This window comes from Natrinema salifodinae (genome assembly GCF_900110455.1).
GTDB lineage: Archaea > Halobacteriota > Halobacteria > Halobacteriales > Natrialbaceae > Natrinema > Natrinema salifodinae.
In genome coordinates this window covers 427,013-444,968 of sequence record NZ_FOIS01000004.1, presented here as the reverse complement: position 1 = coordinate 444,968, position 17,956 = coordinate 427,013, and the positions used below count along the sequence as shown (strand labels likewise).

Annotated in this window: 13 protein-coding genes, 1 tRNA gene and 1 pseudogene; 9 read left to right on the top strand and 6 right to left on the bottom strand. The window is 66.6% G+C overall.

What is annotated here, in order from left to right; genetic code table 11:
* Window positions 1-54: 54 nt before the first annotated feature.
* Window positions 55-1,587: pseudogene (locus BMY29_RS16505) on the top strand (ATP-binding protein); the annotation flags it as partial.
* Window positions 1,588-1,648: 61 nt separating this feature from the next.
* Here the strand turns inward: BMY29_RS16505 and BMY29_RS16500 are convergent.
* On the bottom strand, window positions 1,649-2,665 hold the full coding sequence (locus BMY29_RS16500) for an NADP-dependent oxidoreductase (RefSeq protein ID WP_049990075.1): 1,017 nt from the start codon (window positions 2,663-2,665) through the stop codon (window positions 1,649-1,651).
* A 122-nt stretch (window positions 2,666-2,787) separates the two neighbouring features.
* On the opposite strand from BMY29_RS16500, the gene BMY29_RS16495 reads away from it, so the two are divergent.
* On the top strand, window positions 2,788-3,510 hold the full coding sequence (locus BMY29_RS16495) for a carbonic anhydrase (protein ID WP_049990074.1): 723 nt from the start codon (window positions 2,788-2,790) through the stop codon (window positions 3,508-3,510).
* 21 nt (window positions 3,511-3,531) lie between these two features.
* On the opposite strand, the gene BMY29_RS16490 is transcribed toward BMY29_RS16495, so the two are convergent.
* The 3 genes from BMY29_RS16490 to BMY29_RS16480 all read right to left on the bottom strand — a co-directional run bounded on the left by BMY29_RS16490 (window position 3,532) and on the right by BMY29_RS16480 (window position 8,265).
* Window positions 3,532-6,000, bottom strand: a complete 2,469-nt coding sequence (locus tag BMY29_RS16490) for a DUF2309 domain-containing protein (protein ID WP_049990073.1) — start codon at window positions 5,998-6,000, stop codon at window positions 3,532-3,534.
* Window positions 5,993-7,492, bottom strand: coding sequence for a proton-conducting transporter transmembrane domain-containing protein (locus tag BMY29_RS16485; RefSeq protein ID WP_049990072.1), 1,500 nt, complete (start codon window positions 7,490-7,492; stop codon window positions 5,993-5,995). The genes BMY29_RS16490 and BMY29_RS16485 overlap by 8 nt, the downstream gene beginning before the upstream one ends.
* Window positions 7,493-7,800: 308 nt before the next feature.
* A complete protein-coding gene (locus tag BMY29_RS16480) occupies window positions 7,801-8,265 on the bottom strand; it encodes an Lrp/AsnC family transcriptional regulator (protein ID WP_049990071.1) in 465 nt (154 codons plus the stop codon).
* Window positions 8,266-8,554: 289 nt separating this feature from the next.
* Between BMY29_RS16480 and BMY29_RS16475 the strand changes: the two genes are divergently transcribed.
* The 5 genes from BMY29_RS16475 (at window position 8,555) to BMY29_RS16455 (ending at window position 12,620) form a co-directional block, all read left to right on the top strand.
* Window positions 8,555-8,749, top strand: a complete 195-nt coding sequence (locus BMY29_RS16475) for a cold-shock protein (protein ID WP_007259363.1) — start codon at window positions 8,555-8,557, stop codon at window positions 8,747-8,749.
* Between the two features lie 201 nt (window positions 8,750-8,950).
* The gene (locus tag BMY29_RS16470; protein ID WP_049990070.1) at window positions 8,951-9,316 is read left to right on the top strand and encodes a cupin domain-containing protein; all 366 of its coding nucleotides are present in this window, start codon (window positions 8,951-8,953) and stop codon (window positions 9,314-9,316) included.
* A gap of 140 nt (window positions 9,317-9,456) precedes the next feature.
* Window positions 9,457-10,566 carry a FecCD family ABC transporter permease gene (locus BMY29_RS16465; RefSeq protein ID WP_049990069.1) on the top strand — a complete coding sequence of 370 codons (1,110 nt, stop codon included), beginning with the start codon at window positions 9,457-9,459 and terminating at the stop codon, window positions 10,564-10,566.
* Window positions 10,566-11,420, top strand: coding sequence for an ABC transporter ATP-binding protein (locus BMY29_RS16460; protein WP_049990068.1), 855 nt, complete (start codon window positions 10,566-10,568; stop codon window positions 11,418-11,420). The genes BMY29_RS16465 and BMY29_RS16460 overlap by 1 nt, the downstream gene beginning before the upstream one ends.
* Window positions 11,421-11,522: 102 nt before the next feature.
* Entirely contained in the window at window positions 11,523-12,620 is a 1,098-nt protein-coding gene (locus BMY29_RS16455; protein ID WP_143067728.1) for an ABC transporter substrate-binding protein, read from the top strand.
* Between the two features lie 57 nt (window positions 12,621-12,677).
* Here the strand turns inward: BMY29_RS16455 and BMY29_RS16450 are convergent, their stop codons facing one another.
* Window positions 12,678-15,074, bottom strand: a complete 2,397-nt coding sequence (locus tag BMY29_RS16450) for a methyl-accepting chemotaxis protein (RefSeq protein WP_049990066.1) — start codon at window positions 15,072-15,074, stop codon at window positions 12,678-12,680.
* 219 nt (window positions 15,075-15,293) lie between these two features.
* On the opposite strand from BMY29_RS16450, the gene BMY29_RS16445 reads away from it, so the two are divergent.
* Window positions 15,294-17,360, top strand: a complete 2,067-nt coding sequence (locus BMY29_RS16445) for a DEAD/DEAH box helicase (protein WP_049990065.1) — start codon at window positions 15,294-15,296, stop codon at window positions 17,358-17,360.
* Between the two features lie 130 nt (window positions 17,361-17,490).
* Here BMY29_RS16445 and BMY29_RS16440 read toward each other — a convergent pair whose 3' ends face one another.
* Window positions 17,491-17,745, bottom strand: coding sequence for a pro-sigmaK processing inhibitor BofA family protein (locus BMY29_RS16440; RefSeq protein WP_049990064.1), 255 nt, complete (start codon window positions 17,743-17,745; stop codon window positions 17,491-17,493).
* A gap of 84 nt (window positions 17,746-17,829) precedes the next feature.
* On the opposite strand from BMY29_RS16440, the gene BMY29_RS16435 reads away from it, so the two are divergent.
* Window positions 17,830-17,902 (top strand) — tRNA-Pro (locus BMY29_RS16435).
* The last annotated feature ends 54 nt before the right edge of the window (window positions 17,903-17,956 follow it).

Below are 17,956 nucleotides of genomic sequence, written 5' to 3'. Positions count from 1 at the left end.
CGCCGCGAAGGCGCTCTCCGACAGGCCACGGAGATCATTTCCGACGCGGAGCTGGAATTCAGAGAACAGATCGACGCGCTCTTGGAAGTCGTTCGAGACGCGATCGGAACGGAGTACGCGACGTTCTCGTTCGTAGACGGCGACACTTACGTTTTCGAGGCGCTGGACGTGCCAGCCGACGTCGACCTGCAGGCGGGGGCGACGGTTCCCCTCTCGGAACTGCCGAACTGCAAGCACGTCGTCGAGACCGAACGGACGCTCGTCCTGCGGGACGTCGAGGACGAGGCCCCGGAGTTAGCGGACCCGACGTGGGGAATCGCCTGTTACCTCGGGTCCCCGGTGTTCGCCGGCGACGAGGTGTACGGGACGTTTTGCTTCTACGGAATGGAGTCGCGGGCCGCGGAGTTCTCCGACTGGGACGTGACGTTCGTCGAACTCATCAGTAACTGGGTGAGCTCCGAACTCGAACAGCGAGAGCGCGAACAGACCTTACGTGACGCCAACCTGCAGATGGAGGCGGCGGTGGAGGCCGGCGCGGTCGGAACCTGGGAGTGGTTCATCCCCGAAGACCAGTTCGTCACTGGCCCCTCGTTCGCCAGAACGTTCGGCGTCGATCCGGACGCGGCCCGCAAGGGCGTCTCGCTCAACCAGTTCGTCTCCGCTATTCACGAGGACGACCGCGAGCGAGTCGAACGGCGAATCGAGGAAACCGTCGAGTCCTGCGGCGAGTACGAAGAGGAGTACCGTGTCTGGAACGAGGACGACGAACTCCGGTGGGTCCTCGCCCGCGGACACGTCGAGTGCGACGCGGACGGAAATCCACATACCTTCCCCGGGGCGCTCATCGACATCACGGAGCGAAAGTACACCGAACAGCGACTCGAAGCCCTGAACGATCGACTCCGGGCGTCGAACGAACGGCTCGAACAGTTCGCCCACGCGGCCTCGCACGACCTGCAGGAACCCCTCCGGATGGTATCCAGTTACCTCCAGTTGCTCGAAAGCCGGTACGGGGACGAGTTAGACGAGGACGCCCACGAGTTCCTCGAATTCGCCGTCAACGGCGCCGACCGGATGCGCGAGATGATCGACGGGCTCCTCGCGTACTCCCGGGTCGAGACGCAGGGCGCCTCGTTCGAACCCGTCGACTTGAACGACGTGCTGGCTGATGTCCGGACCGACCTCCAGCGACAGATAGCGGAGTCCAACGCCGAGGTAACCGCCGAGACGCTCCCCCGAATCGAGGGGGACGCCAATCAACTGCGCCAACTGCTCCAGAACCTGCTGGAAAACGCGCTCGAATACAGCGGCGACGAACCGCCGCGCGTCCACGTCTCGGCCGAACGGGAGGGGAACGAGTGGGTCGTCGCCGTTCGTGACGAGGGAATCGGCATCGATCCCGCGGATCAGGACCGTATCTTCGAGGTCTTCCACCGCCTCCACAGCCGCGAGGAGTACGCCGGGACCGGCATCGGACTCGCGCTCTGTCAACGGATCGTCGAGCGCCACGAGGGCGAGATCCGGATCGAGTCCGAACCCGGCGAGGGATCGACGTTCTTCATTTCCCTGCCGGCGTCCCGAGCGTAAGACCGTCCCAGTTCGGCGTCGTTTGGAGCCGCCGCTCGATACCTACCCGACGGCCGGACGCTCACTCCTCGCGTTCGGCCACTTTGACCAACTGCTTCCCGATGTTCTCCCCCTCGAACAGCCCGAGGAACGCGTCGGGCGCGTTCTCGAACCCCTCGACGACGTTCTCGCGGTACTGGAGTTCGTCCTCCCGGATGAACCGCGAGAGCCGCTTGAGCGCCTCGCCCCACCGGTCCTGATAGTCGCCGACGAGGAACCCTTCGACTTTCGCCCGGGTCTCGATGAGCTTGGCGAGCTTCCGCGGTCCGGTCGGGACCTCGGTCTCGTTGTACAGCGCGATCTGGCCGCAGACCGCGACCCGCGAGCGCTCGTTCAACAGCTGCCACACGGCGTCCGTGATCGGCCCGCCGACGTTATCGAAGTAGACGTCGACCCCGTCCGGACAGGCCTCGGCCATCGCATCCGCCAAATCGTCCGTTTCCTTGTAGTTGATCGCGGCGTCGAATCCCAGATCGTCGGTCAGCCAGGCGACCTTCTCGTCGCTGCCGGCGGTGCCGACTACCCGCGCGCCGTTGAGACGGGCGAGCTGGCCGACGACGGAGCCAACCGCGCCCGCCGCGGCGGAGACGACCACGGTGTCGCCGGGTTTGGGGTCGCCGACGTCGAGCAGGCCCCAGTAGGCTGTCACGCCTGGCATGCCGAGCACGCCCAGCGCGGTCGAGACGGGCCCGAGGTCTGGATCGACCGCACGGAGTTCGTCGGCGTCCGCGACCGCGTGTTCGGCCCACAGGAGGTTGCCGGTCACGACGTCGCCCTCGTCGAACGCGTCGGCTGCGGACTCGACGACTTCGCCGACGACGCCGGCCTGCATGGGCTCGCCGACGTCCCACGGTTCGGCGTACGACTCCGCGTCGCGCATCCGTCCGCGCATGTAGGGGTCGACCGACTGGTACAGCGTCTTGACGAGGACCTCGCCGTCGTCCGGCTCGGGGCGGTCGACGGTCACGAGTTCGAAGTTTTCCATCGTCGGTTCGCCGACCGGGCGACTGGCGAGTCGCCACTGCCTGGTTTCTGCCATACCGTTATATCGGCGCCCCGGAAGGTGAGTATTTGGCTCGCGGAAGTTCGGCCGAACGCCCCGATACTGTCGCGGACGCCGACGGATCGAACCTTTTTGGCCCTCGTTCGGGTACGTATGGTATGGGAACAGGTCGCAAGACACTCGCGGAGCTGCTCGCGGGCAACGAACGCCACATCGAGTCGCTGCCGGACGAGTACTTCGCGGACGTCCAGACGGGCCAGCGGCCGACCGTCGTCGCGATCTGCTGTTCGGACTCGCGGGTTGCACACGAAGGCATGTGGGGGGTCGATCGTCCGGGCGCAGTCTTCACGCCGAGCAACATTGGGAACCAGGTCTGGGACGAGGACGACGGCGAGCGGATCGTCGACGGCGGGATCCTCTACCCGATTCACCACACCGGGACCGACGCCGTCGCCGTCGTGGGCCACACCGGCTGCGGCGCCGTCACCGCGGCCTACCGGGTCGCGATCGGCGAGGACCCGCCCGGGCCGCGGGGCGTCGACAAGTGGGTCGATATGCTCGTGCCCGTGGTCGAGGAGGCCCTCGAGAGCAGCCTCGTCGACGCCGACGCGGCCGACGACCGGGTGATCAACCAGCTCGTCGAGTACAACGTCGGCTACCAGGCGCGATCGCTGTACGTATCGGACGATGTCCTGGACTTCGTCGACATCTACGGGTTCGTCTACGACTTCCAGGGCGTCTACGGCGACGATCCGGGTCGGACGTACCTCGTCTCCGTCGACGGCGAGACCGATCCCGAGGCGATCGTCGAGTCGGTGCCGGACGGATACGAGGCGGCACAAAAGAGTCTGCTGTACGAGGACGTCGGTCCGGGCGAGTGAGAGCGGTCCGAGTCCCGACGCTCAGTCGTCGGCGGCCGACTGCGCGACCGGCGCCGCGGGGTCCGCCGCCGCGTCGGTCTCCCACTCGAGGTCGCCCAGATAGCGGAAGACCGCGTTATCGCGCTCGGGATCGACGACGGTCAGGTCTCCGATCCAGCCGTTGTCGGCCAAGTGCTCGACTTGCTCGTGGGTCCGGAGGATCTCGGTCACGCGCTCGACCGGCGCGTGGATGACCGCCGTCAGCCGGAGGGGCTGGTGGTACGGCCGCTCGTCGGCGACCTTGAGCGACTGAAGCGGGAGGCCGGTCATCAGGTCGCCGCCGTTGCCCTGCACGACCCCGACGTTGCCGACCGGGTTCTGGGTGATCTTCGACCCGCTGCCGTAGACGGCGTTGTCCACGGTCGCGAAGTAGTACTGGTTGTTGATCCACTGGGTGACGACCAGCGGGCCCGTCATGATCCCCTCGAGGGCCTCGCCGTCCGGATCGGTCGTCCAGTCGTAAGAGTGCAGGAACGCGCGCCCGTGGAGGTTCCGGCCGTCGGTCAGGTCCCGCGGGCCGATAACGAACGAGGCGTTGCCGGCCAGGCCCCACTCCGGACGGGTCTCCGCCCAGTCGGCCGCGCGGCGTTCCACCTCGTCGACGCCGGCATCGGGATCGCCGCCCGTCGTCGCCGCGGTGCGCTCGGCCGCGGCGCCGGCCCGGGCGCTGGCGAGGTCCTCGCGCAACCGCTCTATGTCCTCGCGGTGGCTCTCGGGCACCCCGTCGTCGAACAGGGCGAGCTCGTCGGTCGTCGTGTTGTGTTCGCCGGCAAGAAAGACGGTGTCCTCGGGGATCTCGAACCCGCGATCCCGGAGGGCGTCCCTGACGTCCTCGTCGTTACAGATCGCCGCGAGCACGCGGGCGTTCGGGCCGCCGGGGTTCCCGGCGCAGGCGCCGCAGTCGAGGCTCGAGCCGAAGGGGTTGTTGGTCGTCTCGCTCGCGTGACCCGCGAAGACGACCAGGCGAGCGAACACCGTCCACCCCATGAGTTCGAAGGCGCTCGCGGCGTACTCGACCTTTTCCTCGAGGCTCATTCCCTGCGGGAGGTCGTGATCGGCGTGATCGTGATCGTCGTACTCCTCGGAGTCGATCGCGGGGGAACAGATCTCGCGGGCACTCGGCACGCGCTCGTCGACGGCGGCGCCGAGTTTGGCGATCGCCGACGGCGCCAGCGTCCGCGTCGCCATCGCCGAGCCGTACGCGCCGCCGGCGCCCTCGACGAATGTGAAGGCGGCGACGACGTTCTTCTTGAGCGTCTCGAAGTGGTGCGTCGCCGCGTCGGCCAGGCCGGTCCACCGCTCGCGGGCGGTCGCCGCGTCCCCATCGGCGTCGGGCCGGTCGACGACATGGTGTTCCGGTTCGACGATCGGCGGACAGGCGTCGGCCTCGCCCGCCGAGTCGTGTCCCCGATAGCGCATCGGCACGCCGAAGAAGCCGGCGTAGCCGTGGGTCTCGTAGGGACCTTGAGCCTCGATGTGGCGACGGATCACCTCCGAGCGGGTGTCGATGCAGAACACCAGTTGCGCGGCCGGGCGCTCCCCGTCGTCCCCCGACGAGGGGTCCGCGACCCCGTCGTCGAGCCCCTCGAGGAGCCGGTCGCGGTAGCTCTCCTCCCAGGCGGTCAGCCAGCTCTCGGCGAGGGGAACGTCCCCGTCGACGTCGGCGACGTCACCGGCAGGGCCGTCGCCGCCGCTCTCGACGGCGTCGGCTTCGGGTTCGATCGGCGCGTCCAGCAGGTCCGCCAGCGTCAGCCGCACCGCCAGGTACTCCGCTAGCGTGATCGGGTACCGCTCCTGCCACCGGTCAGTGTCGTCGTCGATCCGCTGCTTGATGAACCCGCTCCACCCGGGGAGCGCGGCGAGGTGGTGCGCTAAGATGTCGTCCCACTGTCCCACGGGATAGTCCGCGAGGACCGCCTCGAGCGCCGCCGTCGCCGTCTCGGGGAGGTCGTCGGGATCGTCGCAGCCGGGTGCGTCGCCGTCGTACGGGGCGACCGAGCGCCAGGCGGCGTAGAATCCCTCCTCGCGGTTCGGCATCGGCCATTTGGCTTCGCCCTCGTCGAGGAAGGCGGCGAGCCACTTCGACAGCACGCGGTCGACTTCCTCGGTCGCGGTATCGGGCTCGCCGCGCTCCGCGTCGCCCTCGGCCATCTCCGCGAGGAGGTCCTCCGGGTCGCGGTCGATCCCGCGGGCCTCGAGTTCGGCGTGCAGTACGTCCGGATCGATTCGACCGTCCTCCCAGGCTCGACGGAAGACCGACGGGCGCGGGTAGCCGCGCCCGCCGAACAGGCGTTGGCCCTCCGCGACGGCCTGGTGGAACGGCTCGTCCTCGAACCCCGAGAGGGGGTTGGCCGTGACGAACGAGTGCAGTGGCCAGACCGAGCCGATGCGGTCGGCCGCGCGGTCGATACTCTCCTCGATGCGGCGCTGATCGTCGAGTTGCTCAGACATCGTCGTATTCCTCCTTGTCGGTGAGCACGGTCGTCGGATCGGGCTGCGAGAGGTTCAGCAGGGAGACGTAGAGGCGCTCGCTCGAGCGGTGCCAGCCGAGTTCGACGACGAGGTAGGCGCCGACGAACAGGGCGACGACGAGGGAGTGGGCGCCCGTCAGGTCCGTCGAGACGTGGGTCATGGGGACGCCCGAGAGCATCGTCGAGACGGCGTTGAACGCGACGGCGTAGCCGCCGATGGCGGTCAGCACGACCAGCGGGACGCTGACGAACCTGACCGCCGTCGGCAGGGTCGACCGTCGCAGGATGTCCCGCGCCGCGGTCAGCGTCGTCAGCACGACCACGAGCGTCAGGACGGTCCCGCCGTTCAGCGCGAGGCTCGTCGCCTTCCCGGTGAGGACGCCGAACAGCGCGCCCCCGCCGACGGCCGTCGCCAGGCTGACGGCCATCCCCGAGAAGCCGAGGTGGGTGTGGTCGCCGTCCTTGGGAGCCGTCCGCTCGACGACGGCCCCCGACGACAGGAAAAGATACGCCTTGTAGAACCCGTGCAAGACGAGGTGGGCGATCGCGGCGGCGAAGAAGCCGAGGCCGCACTGCAGTATCATAAAGCCCATCTGGGCCATCGTCGAGCAGCCGAGTTCGCGCTTGACGTTCGACTGAACGAGGATCATCGCCTGACCGAGCACGGCGCTGCCCGCGCCGACGAGGACGAGCGCCGACATGACGACGAGTTCGTCGGCGACCACCGGCGCGAACCTGGTGAGCAGGACCCCGCCCGCGTTGACGAACCCGGCGTGCATCAGGGCGGAGGCCGGCGTCGGTGCCGTCATCGACGACAGCAGCCACCCGTGGAACGGGAACAGGGCCGACTGGACGATCGCGGCGAGGACGATGCCGCCGGCGGCGACGAGGCCGGCCGTCCGCGAGACCCGCTCGAGGTTCTCGAAGATCCCGGTGATGCTCGTCGCTCCCGTCGACCAGACCAGGACGGCCAGCGCGGCGGTCAGCACCGCGCTGCTGGCGAGGAAGTACCGACGGGCGAGCGCGGCGGCGGCCCGCGCTTGCGCCCACTCGCGAACGTGCCCGATCAGCGACGCCATCGCCAGGCCCATCGCCAGCCAGGCGGCCGCGAACAGCGCGACGTGGTCGGCCGCGGTCAGCGTCATAACGACGAGCGTGAACGCGAAGATGCGGGCGTAGAACCGGTCGACGTGACGGTCGCCCGCCAGGTAGCGTCGGGAGTAGCTGTGGACGATACCGCTGAAGAAGGTGACCACGACCCACATGACCGCGGTCAGCCCGTCGACGCGCAGGTAGCCCGGAATCTCCCAGCCGGCCCCGCTTCGGGCCGCGACCACGAGGATGCCGACGCTGCAGAGGAAAAGCGCCCAGACCGCCCAGGTCGACGCTCGGGGGACGAGCGAGATCGGCGGCGTCGGTTCGGGAAGCGGTGCGACGTCGTCGTCGGATGCGGGTGCCCTTTCGTCGGTCATGCTTCGAGTTCACGCTCGGACCAGCGCGTGATCGCGGTCGCGTCGCGGCGAGTCGATTCCGGCAACACTTGCACGCCTGGTCGTCTTCACTCCATATACGAACAGACCGGTTATTATATCCTCGGGTTCGAACAAATCGTTCGGCGACCGCTCTATAGTAGACGATCGTGATAGATATGTGTCTTGGTACCGAGAGTCAGGATGGTCGAGACGACCGGACGTCGCCGCTCGCGGTATCCGAGAGCGCGACGCGCGGAGAAGCGAGAGCGGGGGGTTCGGACGAGACGGAGGGACGGCGATTCGCCGCGTTACCGCGAGGAGAACTCGTCGAACGACGTCGACTGGTGACTCCGTACGAGCACCTCGTCAGTGATCGTCAGTCCCATATCCGAAATCTCCTGTGCGATCGGTGTAATATCCCGGTCGGTCTTGACGACGGCCGTCACGAGCAGGTTCTGCTCGCCCGTGACCAACTCCTGTACCGAGACGACGCCGGGGATGTCCAGTATGTCGTCGATGTAGTCGCCCCGTTCCGGGATCGGAGCCGTACAGAAGAGGAGCATCCGGATCGGATAGCCGGACTTCGTGTAATCGATGTTCGCGCTGTACCCCTTGATCACGCCCTCCGATTCCAGCCGCTGGATTCGTTTGCGGACCGTACTCGACGACGCCTCGGTCCGCTCGGCGATCTCGCTGGACGAAAGGTTCCGAGCCTCCTCCTGTAACGCGTAGAGGATCTCCCGATCGACCGCGTCGAGTTCGTAATCCGTCATACCGTCCGTTTTTCCGCGGCGGCTATAAGGAACTTCGGCAGCCGCGACCGCGGCGAGACGACGGACGTCGGACCGTCATCACCGCGATCTCCGCCGCCGGCCTGGCGGCCTTAGCCGTCATCAACCTGATTTCGATCACGGTCAGCCGTCTGGAGGATGGGGACCGCCTCTGGCGTCGATAACTCCTGCAGTGGCGGAGAGAGGCCCTCTTGGCCCTTCTCTCCCCGCAGTTGCAGCCGTGGGCCGAGTCGTAGGGTTTATCACTCCCGGGCCGCTCTCTTTAGAAGCAATGGCGAAAGGAACCGTTGATTTCTTCAACGACACTGGCGGCTACGGATTCATCGAGACTGAGGACGCGGACGAGGACGTCTTCTTCCACATGGAAGACATCGGCGGCCCTGACCTCGAAGAGGGTCAGGAACTCGAGTTCGACATCGAGCAGGCCCCCAAGGGCCCGCGCGCGACCAACGTCGAGCGCCTGTAAGGCGAATTCGTTACGGTATCGGCACTTGACTGCAGTATTTTACACCGGATAGCGACGCGACCGTCGCTGACGCTGCCCTGACTCTGTCGTCGCAGAGCGGGTAGCACGTCAATCCGATTCCGATGGTGTGACGCTCCTCGCAACTCACTATCCGACTCGACCATCCCCGACGGTTTTGTGGATCCGGCACCGAGTCGGCGTATGACCGAGCCACTGGTCCGGCGCAGCGACGAGATCGAGTACGAGTCCGTCGACGCGGCCGACGGCCTCGAGAAGGGCGTCCTCGTCAGCGACGACCACGGCGCGCCCCACTTCGCGATCCGCCGGTTCGTCCTCGAACCCGGCGCAGAGGTACCGAAACACACCAACGACGTCGAACACGAACAGTACGTCCTCGACGGCGAGTACACGGTCGGTATCGGTGACGAGGAGTACGCGGTCGAGCCTGGCGACTCGCTGTTGATCCCCGCCGGGACGGTCCACTGGTACCGCAACGAGGGCGACGAACCCGGCGCGTTCCTCTGTGCCGTCCCGAACGGGAACGACGAAATCGAACTCCTGGAGTGACCAGAATTTCGGCACAAGCCGGCGATTTAGCCCAGTTTAACGCGAGACGGTCCGTCGATCGACCGCGATCATGACTATCAGTTGTCAAACGGTCTCGTAACCGCAACTACTAAACATCTTTTAGGCACACCTAAATAGGGATGGCAGAAGCGAAGTCGGTCGGCGGGCACGCGTCCGCTCGGGAGCGGGGGGGATGGGTCACCGGAACGCTCGTGCTCTTTTGCCTGGCGAGTACGGTCGTCACCGTCGTCGCCGGGCTCGTGCAGGTGACGTTCGGCGAGTACTCGATGACGGTCGCCGAGGCCTGGCGGGCGGTGTTCGACCCGATGGTGATCTTCAACCTCAACGCGTGGACGGCGTTCCTGTTCGGGACCGAACTCCCGGACATGGACACCGCCAGTATCGTCGTCTGGAACCTTCGACTCCCGCGCGTGTTCGTCGGCATCATCGCCGGCGCGACGCTGGCGGTCTCCGGCGCGATCTTTCAGGCCGTGACGCGAAACGAACTGGCCAGCCCCTTCGTGCTGGGTGTCAGCTCGGGGGCCGGCTTCGCCGTCCTGGCGACGCTGGTCGTCTTCAGCGGCCTCGCGCCGTTCCTCCCGTTGGTCGCCGCCCTCGGCGGCACCGTCGCCTTCCTGGTCGTCTACGGCATCGCCTGGAAGGGCGGGACCAGCCCCGTCCGCCTGGTGCTCGCGGGCGTCATCGTCAACATGGTCTTCCAGTCGCTCCAGCAGGGGCTGTTCTTCTTCGCGGACGACCTCGGCGTGGTGCAGACGGCGATCGCCTGGCTCACCGGATCGCTGACGGGAACCGGGTGGGACGAGGTCCGGATCGCGATCCTGCCGGCGATCGTCGCAATCGCGATCGCGCTCGCGGGCTCGCGGCAGTTGAACGTCCTCCTGCTGGGCGAGAGCACCGCTCGCTCGCTGGGCATGCGCGTCGAGCGGGTCCGCTTTTTCCTCTCCGCGGTCGCGATTCTCGCGGCCAGCGTCGCGATCGCAGTCGCCGGTGTCGTGAGCTTCTTCGGGCTCGTCGTCCCCCACATCGTACGGAACACGGTGGGCGGCGACTACCGGCAGCTGATGATCGGCTGTCTCTTTGCGGGACCGGCGCTGATGGTCTCCGCCGACGTCGGCGCGCGGCTCGCGCTGTCCGGCACGCAGGTCCCGGTCGGCGTCGTGACCGGCTTGATCGGCGGTCCGTACTTCCTCTATCTGATGCGCAACCAGCAGTCCATGGGTGAGCTATAATGGCACAACAAACGGAGACCCAAACGACCCAGGAACGGATCACCGACAGCAACGGCGTCGCGGTCGAGAGCGCGCTCGTCGGCGACGACCTCGAGTTGAGTTACCCGACGAGCGAGGAGACGATCGTCGAGTGTGCGCGTCTGGACATCCCGGAGAACGCGGTGACCGCGCTCGTCGGCCCGAACGGCAGCGGGAAGAGTACGCTCCTGAAGGCGCTCTCGAACCACCTCGAACCGGACGCGGGTTCGGTCACGATCCACGGCGAGGACCTCGACTCCTTCGACCGGAAGGAACTGGCCCGCGAACTGGGCGTCCTCTCCCAGGAGAACGACTCGCTGGGCTCGATCACCGTCGAGGATCTGGTCTACCACGGCCGGTATCCCCACCGGGGCTTCTTCGACGGCGTCAGCGAGGCGGACCACCGCGCCGTCGAGCGCGCGCTCGACCTGGCCGGGATCGACCACATCCGCGACGCCGAACTCGGACAGCTAAGCGGCGGGCAGAAGCAGCTGGCCTGGATCGCCATGGTGTTGGCTCAGGACACCGACGTCCTGTTGCTCGACGAGCCGACGACGTTCCTCGACGTCCACCACCAGTTCCGCGTCCTCGAGACGATCCGCCAGCTCAACGAGGAGAAAGGCGTCACCGTGGCCGTCATCCTCCACGACATCTCGCAGGCGGCCCGCTTTGCGGACTACCTGGTCGCCATGCACGACGGCGAACTCTACGACTGGGGCCCGCCGGCAGACGTGGTGACCGAACAGCTGCTAGCTGACGTCTTCGGCGTCGAAGCCACCGTCCGGTACGAGCCCGAACTCCAAGTTCTGCCCAAACGCGCGCTCCCGGACCGCTGACGCGAAATCGCGGGATCGTTTAGCGGCGCGTGACGGGGCTGCACGGTGCGAAACGATCCGGCTCCGGAATACTTTTATCGTTTTAGGTGAGCCTAAAACATGATGACCGACGAACGGACCTGGACGCGACGCAACGTACTGCGAACGAGCGGGGCGATCGCCGGCGTGGGCGCGATGGCCGGCTGCCTCGATTCGCTCGGATCGTCGGGCGACGAGATCGAATACACGGTCTCGATGCCGCCGGTCGGCGAGGTCGGTTTCCCCGGGGTGCCCGAGACGTGGGCAACCGGCAACGGGACTTGGGCCGACATGGGGATCGCGCTCGGTCAGGAGCCGCCGGGGGCCCTCTGGTTGACCTCGCGGTTCCACACCCAGTACTACGACGAGATTCCCGACGTCAGCGTCAGCAAAGAGGGGATGGTCGATCTCTACGAGGACGGCGTCGACGTCGAGAAATTCTACGATATCGACGCCGACCTCCACGTCATGGACCCCAACTTCATGACGAATCGGTACGACAGCATCGACGAGAGCGACGTCGAGGACATCGAACAGATCGGCCCGATCTTCGGAAACACCATCTTCTCCCGGGACTACGCCTGGCACGACGACTACGAGTACCTCACGCTGTACGAGGCGTTCGGAAAGCTCGCCGAAGTGTTTCAGGAAGAAGAGCGCTACGAGGCGTTTTCCGCTCTCCACGACGAGTTCCAGTCGCGGGTCGACGAGATCGTCCCGCCGGAGGACGACCGACCCGAGGTCGCGATCCTGTGGCCCATGGGTGAGGGCGAGTTCCTCCCGTACACGATCGACGAGGGGACGAGTTTCAAACAGTGGCGCGACCTCGGCGTCCGCGACGCGCTCGCGGAAGCGAACGTCTCGGACTTCCACGACTCGCGCGGTCGGATCGACTACGAAAACGTCCTCGAGATCGACCCCGAAATCATCCTGTTCCGCGGCAACGAACAGCTGACCGCCGACGAGTTCCAGGAGCAGGTCGTCGCGGAGATGGAAGACCACAACGTCGCGAGCGAACTGAAGGCCGTCAAGAACGGCGACGTCTACCGCGGCGGCCCGCTCCACCAGGGGCCGATCATCAACCTGATCATGACCGAGCGCGCGGCCCGTCAGGTCTACGACGTCGACGACGAACTCTTCGACCGGCAGAAAGTCAGCGATATCGTCACCGGCGACTTCTGATCGATCGCGGAATCGCTCCGTTCTCTCTCCGATTCTCCCGCCGCTCGCACCCGACAATCACTGTGGCTCCTGCCAGTCGAACTTTCGCCCGGCCGTCGTCCCGTCCGTACCGGTCCTCACGGTATCGCCCTCGTCCTCACCCTCAGCGGCCGGCGCAGCGTCCGTCTCCCCGTTCGTTCCGGTCTCCGTCTCTATCGCCGAAAGTGCCGCGCCCGGATCGTCCCCGTCCGGATCGGCCGACACCTCGAACGCGGCGAGCGCGTCGGCGAGTTCCTTCGCCTGGTCCGACAGCGACGTGGCCGACCGGGAGACTTCGACCAGCGACGAGGTCTGTTCCTCCGCGGCCGCCGCGACGGTCTCGGCCTCGGCGCTGGTCTCCTCGCTGATCGCCGTCACGTCGTCGGTCATCGTCGCGACTTCCTGGGTCGCGCCGGCCTGCTGTTGGGTCGCCGCCGAGATCTCCTGGACGCCGTCGTTCGTCTCGGCGGCGAATTCGGAGATCTCCTCGAGCGACGAGACCGACGCCTCGACCGCGCTACGGTGGGTCGCGATCCGCTCGTCCGTCTCGCGAACGACCGTCGCGACCCGGTCGGTCTGCCGGCCGACCCGTTCGAGCCGGTCTTCGACGTCCGTCGCGGCCTCTTTGGTGTCCGCGGCGAGGGACTTGACCTGGTCGGCGACGGCGGAGAACTCCGCGTCGTCGGAGTCCGAGCGCGCGGCCTCGATGCTCGCGTTGAGCGCGAGCATGTTCGTCTCGGTGGTCACCTGGCCGATGAACTCGAGTAAGTCGTCGATCGCTTCGATCTCCGCCTCGAGCCGGTCGACTTCCGCGACGGCGGCGGTGGCCTCCTCTTCGATCGCGTTCATGCCGGTGATCGCCTGCTGCGCCGACTCGCGGGCAGCCGCGCTGGTCTCGGCGGTCCGCTCCGCGAGGGTGGCGACCTGCGACGCGCTCGCGGCGATCTCCTCGGTCGTCGTCGACAGGTCGTCGATCTCGCCGGTGATCGCCGCGAGCTGGTCGCTCTGGCGCTCGGCCCCGTCGGCGATCTGTTGGACGGAGGTCGTCACCTGATCGGAGGCCGTCCGGACCTCGACGACCCCGTCGGCCGTCGACGTAGCGGCCCGGTCGACCGCGTCGGCGAAGGTTCGCGTCGCGGCGACGGTCGCCTCGATATCGTCCATCATCGCGTTGAACTCCGCGGCGACGGTCGCCATGGCCTCGCTCTCGCCGTCCGGGTCGAGCCGTTGCGTGAGGTCGCCGTCGGCGCAGGCCCGCATCGTCTCGCCGTACTCGTCGGCCGTCCGCTCGAGGCGCTCGGAGAACGCCTCCGACTCGGCGCGGGCGCGCTCGGCCTCGGCTCGGGCGGCCTCGGTCTCTTCGAGGCGATCGCGCAGCGACCGTCGCATCCGATCGATCGATCGGTAGAGGTCGCCGAGCTCGTCCGACCGATCGGACTCCAGCGGCTCGTCGAGGTCCCCGTTCTCGATGGCCGCCGCCCGCTCGGAGAGTTCGCGCAGCGAGCCGGCGGTGGTCCGCCCGATGGTCGCGCCGAGGACGACCAGGCTGGCGAAGACGACGGCGAGCATCGCGAGGAGCTGGGTCGAGATGCTCGTCTGGAGCGAGTAGGCCTGCGACGCGGGGACGCGGGTCGTTAGCGTCCACCCCTCGTGTGAGAGGGCCGCGTAGCCGACGACGGTCTCGTCGTCGCCACCGTTCGTCTCGTCGGGAGCGATCGACGCGGTGCCGGTGCCGTCGGCGACGGCCCCGGAGTCGAGGACGTCGCGTTGTAACAGCAGCGACTGATCCTCGGCGAGGACGACCGTCCCGCTCTCGTCGACGACGCGCACGTCGTGGGTCTCGTCGGCCCCGATCATGTACCGGGACAGCGACGCGAGATCGACGAGTCCGACGACGGCGTGATCGGACTCGCCTGGCACGCCGCTGACGGCGAGCATCGCGGGCCGGCCGTCGTCGGTCTCGAACGGCTCGGAGAAGACGACCTGCGAATCGTCTTCCAGGGCGGTCGCGAACCGTTCGTCGACGGCGTCGTTCATCCGGCCGTCGTCGATGACCGCGGTCGCGCCGGCGTTGGCGTCGACGTCTCCCGTCTCCGTATCGACGTAATAGGCCCCCTCGAACGCGGTCCGGTCGGTCACGCGGTGTAAGGAGTCGGCGATCGCGACCCGATCGTCGTTGCGAAACGCGACCGATCGAGGGAGCGACCCCAGATACCGCTCGGTGGACCGGAACCAGATGTCGAGCCGGTTTGCGTCCTTCTGAGCGTCGGTGACGAGTTGCGACTCGACGTCGTCCTGTAATTGGTCGCCGGTCTGCGCGTAGATGCTCCCGCCGAACAGCCCCACCACGAGGAGGACGATCGCGAGCGCGGCGACGAACCGAAGCGCGTAGCTGCGACGAATCGCTGGTACCCTCTCCCACGGATCCAAGTGCATCGCCTTGGGGATTCGACCCGTGCTACATGTAAGTCTCTAAGAGTGTTATGTAGTGCTATAGATCTCTCCAGTTCGATATGCAATCGGCGCCGCGTTTCGGCTCTCGAGTCGCCTGGTCTCGGTCAACGGACCGCGGTCGGAGTCGGATTCGACGGTTCGGGTTCGCAGCGATCGACCCAGTCCGAACCGCTGAAATACCGCTGTGCCCTAGACGCGTCCGTGTCGAAGCAGGTCCAGGAGGTCGAGACGATCTTTTGTCACGAGACAGGTGACGATTACCTCATCGCCGTCGAACGTGACGGACAGCGGCTGTTCCGGGCAAAGCTCGGGCTCTCGGAAACCTCGGCCGGGCCCCGGCCCGCGAAGTTCCGGCTCAAGCAAGGCTCGAGCGAGGAGCCCCGCCAGCCCGACGAATTCGTCGAACTCGCCCGTCGCGCGAAGCGGATCCGCATTTCCGAACAGACCTCGTCGGCGGGGCGTCGCGAACTCACCGAGATGCTGGGCGGCTACCAGCTCGACGACAAGACCAAGACCGTCCGGACCTGCCGCTACTGCGCCTCCGCGGGCCGGTACTCGCCGATCACGACGGAGACCGCGGTCAAGGACGACAACGATTGGATCTGCCAGGACTGCGCTCGTCAGGAACTCGAGCGCCAGCTCTCCTTCGCCGGCGGCGGCGAAGTCACCGGGGCCGCGAAGGAACGTCTCGAGGACCTCATGCTCGAGGTCCAGGACTTAGAGCGGATCGTCAACCTGCTCAAGGGGCGACTCGACCCCGATCTGACGAAGTTCGATACGATCTCGGCGACGACCGATGAGGTCGACCTCGTTCGGACCGACTCGCTGAACCTCCACCCCGGCCTGCAGAACCTGCTGGAAGACCGCTTCGAGACGCTGCTGCCGGTCCAGAGCCTCTCGGTCGAGAACGGCCTCTTCGAGGGCGACGACCAGATGGTCGTCTCGGCGACGGCGACCGGAAAGACCCTGGTCGGCGAGATGACCGGCATCAACCGCGTCTTAAACGGCAAGGGGAAGATGCTCTTTCTCGTCCCCCTCGTGGCCCTGGCCAACCAGAAGTACGAGGACTTTCAGGAGGAGTACGGCCACCTGGTCGACGTCTCTATCCGCGTCGGCGCGAGCCGGATCACCGACAACGGCAACCAGTTCGATCCCAACGCCGACGTCATCGTCGGCACCTACGAGGGGATCGACCACGCCCTGCGGACGGGCAAGGACATGGGCGATATCGGGACCGTCGTCATCGACGAGGTCCACACCCTCAAGGAAGAAGAGCGGGGCCACCGGCTCGACGGCCTCATCTCGCGGCTCAAGTACACCTGCGAGCAGCGCGCGAAGCGACGGGACGACTACTCGGGCGCGCAGTGGGTCTACCTCTCGGCGACCGTCGGGAACCCCGAGCAACTCGCGCAGGCCCTCGAGTCGAAACTCATCGAGTTCGAGGAGCGGCCAGTGCCGATCGAGCGCCACGTCACCTTCGCGGACGGCCAGGAGAAGGTTCGGGTCGCGAACAAGCTCGTCAAACGCGAGTTCGACACCGAGTCCTCGAAGGGGTATCGCGGCCAGACGATCATCTTCACCAACTCCCGGCGGCGCTGTCACGAGATCAGCCGGAAACTGGACTACTCCGCCGCCCCCTATCACGCCGGCCTCGACTACAAGCGCCGGAAGACGGTCGAACGGCAGTTCGGCGACCAGGAACTCTCGGCGGTCGTGACCACCGCCGCGCTCGCGGCCGGCGTCGACTTCCCGGCCTCGCAGGTCGTCTTCGACTCGCTGGCGATGGGCATCGAGTGGCTCTCGGTCCAGGAGTTCCACCAGATGCTCGGCCGCGCGGGCCGGCCCGACTACCACGACAAAGGCAAGGTCTACGTCCTCGTCGAGCCCGACTGCACCTACCACAACTCGATGGAGATGACCGAGGACGAGGTCGCGTTCAAACTGTTGAAAGGCGACATGGAGTCGGTGATGACCCACTACGACGAGGCCGCCGCTGTCGAGGAAACCCTCGCGAACGTCACGGTCGGCGGCAAGGCCGCGAAGGCGCTCAACGACCGGATGCTCGGCGAAGTCCCGACAAAACACGCCATCGGCAAACTGCTGCAGTACGAGTTCATCGACGGCTTCGAACCGACGCCGCTCGGCCAGGTCGTCACCCAACACTTCCTCAAACCAGGCGAGGCGTTCACGCTCGTCGACGGCATCCGGAAGGACGCCCATCCCTACGAGCTGATCGCAGATCTCGAGCTTCGCGACGCGGACCTCTGATCCCGCCGACAATAGCTTCGTCACCGACCGGTTTACTGGCGTCTGACGGCTACACCTGTTCTTCCTTCCTCTTTACGACCAGTAATAGTAACGTGGCGGCACGTGACGCGCCTGGCCGACGCCGCCGCGGTTACGGGACGAACGCGACATCGAACACCGACAGCAGGATAACGAGCAGCGACCCGGGGAAGCCGCCGATCGCTACGATCGCCAATGCGATCGGCGTCAGCGCTACCCCGATGCCGAAGACGACCTGCGCGAGGTACACTACCAGGAGGCCGACTACCGCGTTGACGATAAACGGCCTGGCAGCCTGGACGAGTTGAGCCGCCCCGAGAACGAGCACGAGCACGAGAAGCAGCATCAGTAGTTCGAGTCCGGTCATAGACGGCGGTAGCACGGCATCGGGGAAAACCGTTCGGTCCATAACGAAACGCTTTATGACGTTGGCCCAGTAGGGTTGACGTACGGGATCGTGGGTTAGCTTGGTATACTTCGGGCCTTGGGTGCCCGTGACCCCGGTTCAAATCCGGGCGATCCCATCCTTTTGTCGCGGACAACCCCCGTGAACGACGGAGCTGTACTGATCGTGGATG